Origin of the sequence: Streptomyces sp. AC555_RSS877 (assembly GCF_019049245.1) — a bacterium.
Classification (GTDB): domain Bacteria; phylum Actinomycetota; class Actinomycetes; order Streptomycetales; family Streptomycetaceae; genus Streptomyces.
This window is the reverse complement of sequence record NZ_JAGMUK010000179.1, coordinates 3,838-12,915: the sequence shown is the minus strand read 5'-3', so window position 1 is coordinate 12,915 and position 9,078 is coordinate 3,838. Positions and strand designations below refer to the sequence as shown.

Here is a 9,078-nt window from a genome sequence, read left to right as displayed (position 1 = left end):
CTCAACACCCCCGCACCCCCCAAACACCCCACCGAGGGTGGCACCTTGGGCTTCGTTCACCTGACCGCTCAGGCCGGCGTCATCGAGAGCATGCCCACGAGAGACAAGTTGCTGGCGCGACCTGGAGTGATGCACGCCGACCTCAAGCTCACTCCTGGCGACACGGTGGGAGAAACATCCGTGACCTTCGACAGGGTCGGAGACGTCGTCATTTCCGGAACCGATGGCGCCGACGTCGAGCAAGCCCTGCTGCAGTGTGCTTCCTGGTTTGCAGCGCATACCAAAATCGCCTGATGCTCTCCGCCCCCGCTTGCCAGCCGAGGCCGCGATAGTGCTCGCGGAAAGCCACGACTGGCGGGGGCTCCAAGCACTGGAGATCCTCTCCCACGACCCGCTCGCCCAGCCCGGAGTGCGTGCCTGGGCAGAGCGCCACCTTCGAGACGCGACGCGCCCGCAAGGTCGGTGATCTGATACGGCGTGCACACTCCTGCCTGACTCGGGTCGGACTGGCTGGCGTCGCGAACGGGTGCGCAAGCGCCTCAGCGAGGTCCCCGATGCCGTCACGGCAGGTGCACACGCTCAAGCGGTATCCGATTCGTGAGAGGTGGAGCGCAGACCTGGTGGTAGCCATTAGCGCCTGCGCCGCTCAGGCACCCCGGCTTGGCGCGTCGACGGAACCGGCTGCACGCCAGCCTCCACGTACAAGGGGGTGGCCACGATCATCCGGTGCCGCAGCCGCTCCGGTGGGAAGTTGCACAGCACGCGGGCATGCCCGCGTAGATACCCAGGAGTTCGGTAGAAGTGCGAGATCATGGAGAAGGCTGACCTGGCCGCGAATTCTTGATCGCGCAGATTGGCGGAGGCCAATGCTTTGGGGGGCGTCGTGTCCCCCTCTGCCTCTGGTTGGACGAGTTCGGCTGCCATGTGATGCAGCCAGTCCGAGCCGGAGCCCATCCTGGTCGGCGGATGATCGCGATGATCTCTCACGTGCTGCTTTGAACCGCACAGCAGAAGTTCGATGTTGGGGCAGAACTCTCCGTCGCGGTGCGGGCAGTGACGTTCTTCCAGTGATGCGTAGACAAACACGCCGCGGTCGTCATATCCGACATCACTGACTGCTGCGCCGTAGCGGAACGGGCCCCGGAACTCAAGCCAGGCATCGCGTCCCAGGTGCGCGCAGGCCGCAGGCTCCCAGGTGCGCGCCCAGCACTGTTTGTTGAGATGGTCCAGGACGGACTCCTGGCAGTTCCCCGGCTTCCCGACATCGGAGAGATGGTCGGCCAGTCGCTGCTGGACGGACTGACGGCCCGCAATGCCGCGCTGTCGGCGCTGGCCGGCGTGCAGCCCCAAATCCTCTCGCTGTCCGAGACCGTGAACTCGGTACTGCCCTCCGTCGTGAACACGCTGGGGCTGCTGGACGGACTCAACCCTCCCAGGGCGGTCTTGTCCGTAATCGAGCCGCAGGTCAACACCCTGGCGAGCGTGCTGAGATCGGCCGCCCGTCTGTCGTCGATGGCTGACGCCTTCCAGCCGCTGGTTGGTCTCGGTGAACTCGTTCGTCCGTTGCACTTCGGCCTGGCCCCGGTGTTCGAAGGTCTCCCGGCTCTGATTCCCCCCTGCCCAGCCTGGCGAAGCTGGCAGGAATGCTCGCCCCGTGCTTCGCCATCCAGGTGGGAGTGCCGCGGATGATGCAGGAGGTCCTGCGCACCCTCCCGATGATGGCGGACCTCATCGGTGGCCATATGGCCGACCTCTTGGCCGGAGTCCGGTCTGTCGCTGACTGGGCGAAGCGGCTGAAGCCGTCCGTCCTTGCCGAGGCCCGCTACGCCTTCGATGCGTATATGAAGGGCGACACGGAGCCGATGAAGGACTTCCTGCGCCGCTGCCTGCGTCTGTGGCCGGTGCTGGAGGACCACTGTCAGGCCCTGGCTGTGGCGATGTTCGAGCGTGCATGGGAGCAGGAGGCCGACCTCACCGACGACCAGTCGGTGCGCAGGGTCCTGGTCCGGTACGCCCGCCAGGGCTGCGACTCCGAGCGCGATCACCAGATCCGCGGTGCCTCGATCGGTTACATCCCGGAGGGTTGGGAGCAGCGGGACACCGTGCCCGGGCCGGAGGATCTGGTGATCCCCCGTCTCGTTCCCTGGGCCCAGCAGTTCGAGACCGCTCCGGTGCGCTACGTGGCAGGACAGCTCAACGAGCAGGAACAGGCCCTGGTCCGTGCCTGGTCGGAAAACCACCCCTTGACGTGGCCCAAAGCATCGGACCTGGTGCAGCAGGATGAAGCGCAAGGAGAGCGGGCCCGACGCAAACTACACCGCCTCGGCAAGGAGTGGCGCAGGCGCGAGAACCACCGCCAGGAGCTTCCGTGAGCGCGCCGTCCGACCGATCGCAGGAACCGCTGATGACCGTACGGGCCGCGGTCATCTTGATGCTGGGCACGCAGATCGACGCCCCGCCACACCCCGCCCCCTCACCAGCCGCCCCGCACCAGAGCAGAGACCCCGCCCTCGCACCCGCACAACCCGGACGGAGAGGTGGTGCCCGGGCATTGATTGGCCGTCAGAAAGGCCCTGCCAATCAATGCGTCGGCCGCTCAACTTGAGGCATGCACACCGCTGAGCGACCGCTCAAAACGGCGTCCACAGTTCCACAGGCAGATGCAAGGTGTGAGCAACACAGGAAGCTCGCTCGGCGGTGTGAGCACCGGCAGTGCCTGAAGACAGAAGGTCACGGCCATGACCGAGACCGTGAGCCCTCACCACTTTGCCACTTCCCCAACTCCCCACACAGGCCAGCCCGTTCGACGTCGGCATCGGGCCGTCCCATGGCGCAACGGCCTGTGAGGACCCAATCCGGCCGCGCCCACCCGGCAACACCATGGGTGGAGCGACCCGGTCTCACCCACGAAGAAGAAGGAAATCAACCATGAAAACTCGTAGGGGCGTTGCTGCGGACTCCTCAGCTGCAACCACATCATCGGCCGGCCGCGTGTGGCGGAGGACGCTGGGACTCGCCGCGGGGGTAGCCCTGGCGACAGGAGCCCTGCTCGGCACGGCAGTCGCACCGGCCCAGGCATACGCGCCTTACCCGACGGACACCATCAACTACCGCGACACGGACAACTGCCCGTGTTCGATCAGCGATCCGTTCGACGGCACCTACTTCGAGAAGGACGCCGGAGGTTACGCAGCCAAGGTCAATCTTTATTACGGCGGCTCGTACATCGCCAAGGTGGAGTTCCATCCCTACGACGAGAAGCTCTGGGTGTATGACACCAAGAACGACGGCGACGGCATCTGGGTGGAAGCAGGGTGGTTCGACGGGAGCGGTGCCTACCACAGGACCGGCGTGGTCCGGCCGCCCGGCACGAGCAACGTAATCGACTACAAGATCGTCGACCTGGACATCGCCGAGGGGACCCACGTCACCGTCGACGTGTACGACGGTGATTTCTTGCTCACGACCGCGGAAGTCATCGCCTGATCCACGGCCTGAGGGGGAGGGACGGCGGTCCAGTCAGGCTGGACCGCCGTCCATGGACACCTGCCAGACAAGGGGCACCTCGCGGAAAGCCCGGCCGCCCCTTGGAGCGTGCCAGCACGGTCATCTCGACGCGCACAACCACTCGTCCAGGACCACGAAGTCCAGGTCCGTGAGCCGTGGCGACTGCCGACGCGTGGAGCAGCGCCCGCCCGGGTGATGTTCGGCCACCCAAATCCGATCGGTGTCGGCGATCTCACCGCCCGGCGTGAGGTGAACAGTTGGGGGCCGGTCGTTGTCGGCCGCAGTGCTCCGTGTTCTCTGCGGAGGAGGGAACACGGGGCACTCCCAGAAATCCGCAACGGGTTCTTTCGGATGGGCGCCCTCGGAGAGAGCGGATCGGCGCGACAGTGTCTGGCGCAGTGCGCTGGTGTACTACAGGGAAAGCCGATTCGGCTTGCCCGCCCGATCGGGATCACTGGCCACGTCGTTTCCGCCGGAGAAGGAGAAGCAGAAGATGGGTCGCCGTGAAAGTCCGCTGGATCCCGAGGCTGGTCCAGTCCAGCGTTTCGCCCACCAACTGCGGACACTGCGGCAGGAGTCCGGCGGGACCACCTACCGCGCTATGGCCGACCGTGTCGAGTATTCGGCCGCGACCCTGTCTGAGGCCGCCGCGGGCGAGCGGCTGCCCTCGCTGCCCGTTGTCCTGGCCTACGTGCAGGCGTGCGGCGGGGACGCCCAGGAGTGGGAGCGGCGCTGGCGGCAGGCGGCGCAGGAGGAGGCCGCGCAGCCGCCGGGTGATGACGGGGCGGTGGCGCCGTACCGGGGTCTGGCCCGTTTCGAGCCCGGTGACCGCGACCGGTTCTTCGGCCGCGACCGCCTGGTGGCCGACCTGGCAGGCCTGGCGCGCGAGCACCGGTTCGCGGCCCTGGTCGGCACCTCCGGCAGCGGGAAGTCCTCCCTGCTGCGGGCCGGACTCATCCCCGCCCTGCAAAACGAGACCTCACCCACGGCCCGGCCAGCGGCCATCCGGATCCTCACCCCGGGTGAAAACCCCACCGCCCACGCCGACACGCTGATCCCCCTGGACGGAGACGCGGACACCTGGGTCATGATCGACCAGTTCGAGGAGATCTTCACCCTCTGCCAGGACCCCGACCAGCGCACCCAGTTCATCGACCTGCTGCTGACCGCCCTGCAGCCCGACAGCCACCTGCGCGTGGTCATCGCCGTGCGAGCGGACTTCTACGGCCACTGCGTCGAACACCGCTACCTCGCCGACGCCCTACGTACGGCGAACTTACTGGTTGCCCCGATGACGCCGGAGGAGCTGCGCGAGGCGATCGTCAAACCCGCCGCAGCTGATGGTCTGACACTGGAGCGTGCCCTGACCTCGAGGGTCGTTGCCGATGTCGTCGATGAGCCCGGTGGGCTGCCGCTGATGTCTCATGTCCTGCTGGAAACCTGGCGCCGCCGCCGCGGCAAAACCCTCACGCTCAAAGGCTACGAGGCCGCCGGCGGCGTCCACGGCGCCATCGCCCACACCGCCGAACACCTCTACACCCAACTCTCCCCCGAACAAGCCGCCCTCACCCGCCGCCTCCTGCTGCGGCTGATCGTCCCCGGTGAAGGCGCCCACGACACCCGCCGCCCTGCCCAACGCACGGAACTCGCCACCTGCGGACCTGCGTCCGCCGACATCGCCCTGGTCCTGGACCACCTCGCCCGCGCCCGTCTGGTCACCCTCGACGACGACACCGTCGACCTCGCCCACGAAGCACTCATCACCTCCTGGCCCCGCCTGCACACCTGGATCGAACGCGACCGCGAACTCCTACGCCAGCACCGTCGGCTCACCGAAGCCGCCACCACCTGGGACCAGCTGAACCGCGACCCAGGAGCCCTCTACCGCGGAACGCAGCTGGCCTTGGCGAAAGAAACCTTCACGCCCGAACGCCAAGACCACCTCACCCCTGTGGAACAGTCCTTCCTCACCGCCAGCCTCGACACCCGCCGACACGAACAACGCACCGCCGCACGCACCACCAGGCGCCTGCGCACCCTCGCCTCCGCCCTGGCCGTCCTGCTTGTCATGGCCATCACCGCCGCCGGTCTGGCCCTCGACCAACGCCAGACCGCCGTCACCGCGCAGCAAGAGGCTGTCACCGCGCAGCGCCAGGCGCTCTCACGCCAGCTCGCAGCCCAATCCACCGCCCTACTGGACTCCAACACCGACCTTGCCTCGCTCCTGGCCATCCAGGCCTACCGGATCAGCCCCACCCGCGAAGCCACCACCAGCCTCTACGCCGCAGCCGCCCTGCCCCTCCAACATCGCCTCACGGGGCACACCGGCGGCGTGAGATCGGTGGCGTTCAGCCCCGACGGCCGCACCCTGACGACCAGCAGCAGCGACGCTGCGCGCGTTTGGGATGCGGCCACCGCCCGAACCAAGGCCACCCTCAACAAGTTCATTGGCAGCCCGGCGTCTGTGGGCTTCCGATTCGACGGCCGTGCCCTGGTCGCCGGCGGGAACCGTACGGTGCGGGTGCGGGACGTAGGGACCGGCCGCATCCTGGCCACCCTCCGGCATATCCACGTCGTGGAATCCGTGGCCTTCAGCCCTGACGGTCGCACCCTGGCCACCGGCGGTGGCGACGGCACAGCGCGCCTCTGGGACATAGCAACCGGCAGCACCAAGGCCACCCTCAACAACATTGTCTCCGTGACGTCCCTGGCCTTCAGCCCCGACGGCCGCACCCTGGCCACCGGCAGCGACGAGGGCACAGCGCGCCTCTGGGACATAGCAACCGGCAGCACCAAGGCCACCCTCAACGGCCACACCAACGGCGTGACATCAGTGGCCTTCAGCTCCGACGGCAGCACTCTCGCCACCGGCAGCGGTCACGGCCTGGTGCGATTGTGGGACCCCGTTTCCGGCCGCACGCAAGCCACCTTCACGAGCAACACCAAGAGCGTGACGTCCCTGGCCTTCAGCCCCGACGGCCGCACCCTGGCCACCGGCGGCGACGACGGCACAGCACGACTGTGGAATGCCACCCGCAGCCGGGCTACCCTCACCGGCCACCCAAACGTGGTGACCTCGGTAGCGTTCAGCCCGGACGGCCGCACCCTCGCCACCAGCAGCGAACGCGCGGTACGGCTGTGGGACGTAGCCACCCGCCGCGCCAAGGCCATCCTCAACAGCATCGGCTCCGTGACGTCCATGGCCTTCAGCCCCAACGGCCGCACCCTCGCCACCGGCAGCGACGATGACAGCAGCAGCGACGGCAGGGCACAACTGTGGAACCAAGCCACCGGCCGCAGCCAAGCCACCCTCATCAGTCCCCAGCACGACGTGGGATCGGTGGTGTTCAGCCCGAACGGCGACACCTTAGCTACTGGCAGTAGCGACGGCACCGTCCACCTGTGGAACCTGGCCACCCGCCGAAATAGAGCCACCTTCGACGGCCATGGCTCCGTGACTTCGTTGGCCATCAGCCCGGACGGCACGATCCTCGCAGTCGGCGGCTATGGCGAAACGGACCCCAACCACCAGATCACCCGCGTGACGCGGCTGCGGGACCTCTCCACCGGCCGCACCTTCGCCACCCTCAACGGACACACCGGCGGCATCATGGCCTTCAGTCCCGACGGCGAAACCATAGCCACTGGCGGTAGCGACGGCACAGCACGACTGTGGGACGTACCCACCGGTCGCGCTAAGGCCACCCTCACCGGACACACCAGCAGCGTTACGTCCGTGGCCTTCAGCCCGGACGGCCGCACCCTCGCCACCGGCAGCCACGACGGCAACGTGCGACTGTGGGACACAGCCACCGGCTACACCCGGGCCATCCTCACCGAATTCGGCGGCGTCACCTCCATAGCGTTCAGCCCTGACGGCCGCACCCTCGCCACCGGCAGCGACGACGGCGACGTGCAGCTTTGGGATGCGACCCTGCCCGACCCCGCCGGAACGATCAGCGAGATATGCAAGGCCGTCAACCGCGACCTCACCCGGCAGGAACGGTCGGTGTATCTCCCCAGCCAGACACTCAGCCCTGTATGCACAACCTGACCTTCAACCGGCATGATCTACTCCCCACGAGTTGACGAGGCCCCAGCGGAGCCGCAATCTCCCACGACGGAGCGTCCCATCCACACCGGCCAGATCACTGCGGGAGTACCCTGAACCTTCCCTTTCCGGCTCCGGCCTGACGGTACGTAGCCGTCGCGCCAGCGCCTGCCGCTTCGCGCGTTGACGGCTGCGCCGGGTGCGAGGACGCCTTCCCCACGGCCCACCGGCTCGCGGCCTTCGCCGGCGTGGCACCCGCCCCACGCGACTCCGGCCAGGTCAGCGGCAACGACCACCGACCGACGAGATACCACCGTCGCCTGCAGCGCGTCTTCTACATCTCCGCGCTGGTCAGCGTTCAACGCGACCCCAACTCGCGAAAGTTTTACGATCGCAAGCGCGCCGAGGGCAAACGCCACGTCCAGGCTCTCCTCGCGCTCGCCGCCGCCGCGTCAACGTCCTGTGGGCCTTGATCCGTGACCGACGGTGCTACCAGGTCACACCCCCAGCCACAGCCGCGGCTGGCGTCAGCTGTGGCCGAAGGCCGCCGCGGTGGGCACGCACGAGAGCGATGTGCTCGACGAGGTCACCGAACGCAGGCTGCTGACCAGGAACCTGCGGACCGTGACCGCCCTGACGGACCCGACGGTCCTCGAGCCGGTGATCGCCGGTGTGACCGCGGGCTCAAAGGGGCGGCCACAGTGTCGCCGGTCGGGCGCCTGTCCATGGGTGAGTGGGGCTGCCGCATGGACAGGCGTGACCGTGGGCCTCAAACCGCTTCGAGGAAGGGGTAGTCGGTGTAGCCTTCCGCGCCCGGCCCGTAGAACAGTTCCGGCCGCGGCTCGTTCTGCGGGTGGCCACCTTGCCAGCGCTCGACCAGGTCGGGGTTGGCGATGAGGGCCCGGCCCACGGCCACGGCGTCGGCGTGGTCGGCCACGATCTGCTGGAGCGCCCGCTCGCGGGTGGTCTGCCCCCCGCCGAGGGGGCCGTTGTTGACGATCAGCTTGCCGTCGAAGCGCCGCCGCAGCTCCTGTACAAGGTCGCCGCCCGGCTCGATGTGCAGTACGGAGAGGTAGGCCAGGCCCAGCGGGCGCAGTTGGTCGAGCAGGGTGCCGTAGGTGGCCAGGACGTCGTCCCGGTCGGTCTCGAAGACATCCCCGAAGTCGACCTCCGGCGAGATCCGCAGCCCGACCCGCTCGGCACCGACGGCCTGGGCGATGGCCGTGACGACGTCGACGACGAAGCGGGCGCGGTTGTGCGGCGAGCCGCCGTATTCATCGGTGCGCTGGTTGGCCGCCGGGGAGAGGAACTGGTGGAGCAGGTAGCCGTTGGCGCCGTGGATTTCCACGCCGTCCGCTCCCGCCTCGATGGCCCGGCGGGCGGCGGTGACGAAGTCCTCCAGGGCTGCACGGATCTCTGCGGTGGTCATCGCTTCCGGTACGGGGTAGGGCTGCTCGCCCTTCTCGGTGAACGTCTCGCCGGTCCGGGCGATCGCGCTGGGGGCGAGGAGGCGGCGGCCA

At 68.1% G+C, this 9,078-nt stretch carries 6 protein-coding genes and 2 pseudogenes; 6 read left to right on the top strand and 2 right to left on the bottom strand.

All coding sequences use genetic code 11. The features are described 5' to 3' along the window. Positions 1-294 (top strand): annotated as a pseudogene (locus tag KUM49_RS38455) (hypothetical protein); the annotation flags it as partial. Between the two features lie 336 nt (positions 295-630). On the opposite strand, the gene KUM49_RS38450 reads toward KUM49_RS38455, so the two are convergent. Continuing rightward, a complete protein-coding gene (locus KUM49_RS38450; protein WP_254402434.1) occupies positions 631-1,230 on the bottom strand; it encodes an SAVMC3_10250 family protein in 600 nt (199 codons plus the stop codon). On the opposite strand from KUM49_RS38450, the gene KUM49_RS49185 reads away from it, so the two are divergent. From KUM49_RS49185 to KUM49_RS38430, 5 genes and pseudogenes are all read left to right on the top strand, one after another. Beyond that, positions 1,222-1,689 (top strand): hypothetical protein, encoded by a 468-nt coding sequence (locus KUM49_RS49185; RefSeq protein WP_254402435.1) that lies wholly within the window; start codon positions 1,222-1,224, stop codon positions 1,687-1,689. The genes KUM49_RS38450 and KUM49_RS49185 overlap by 9 nt on opposite strands. Further along, entirely contained in the window at positions 1,644-2,372 is a 729-nt protein-coding gene (locus KUM49_RS49180; RefSeq protein WP_254402433.1) for a hypothetical protein, read from the top strand. Before KUM49_RS49185 ends, KUM49_RS49180 begins: the two co-directional genes overlap by 46 nt. A gap of 556 nt (positions 2,373-2,928) precedes the next feature. Beyond that, complete coding sequence (locus tag KUM49_RS38440; protein ID WP_254402432.1) at positions 2,929-3,486, top strand: hypothetical protein; 558 nt, start codon at positions 2,929-2,931, stop codon at positions 3,484-3,486. A 514-nt stretch (positions 3,487-4,000) separates the two neighbouring features. Next, positions 4,001-7,561 carry a helix-turn-helix domain-containing protein gene (locus KUM49_RS38435; protein ID WP_217241591.1) on the top strand — a complete coding sequence of 1,187 codons (3,561 nt, stop codon included), beginning with the start codon at positions 4,001-4,003 and terminating at the stop codon, positions 7,559-7,561. 206 nt (positions 7,562-7,767) lie between these two features. Continuing rightward, positions 7,768-8,081 (top strand): annotated as a pseudogene (locus tag KUM49_RS38430) (transposase); the annotation flags it as partial. A gap of 246 nt (positions 8,082-8,327) precedes the next feature. Here KUM49_RS38430 and KUM49_RS38425 read toward each other — a convergent pair. Next, positions 8,328-9,078 (bottom strand): alkene reductase (locus KUM49_RS38425; RefSeq protein WP_254402431.1); only part of this gene is annotated, 751 nt, incomplete at its 5' end.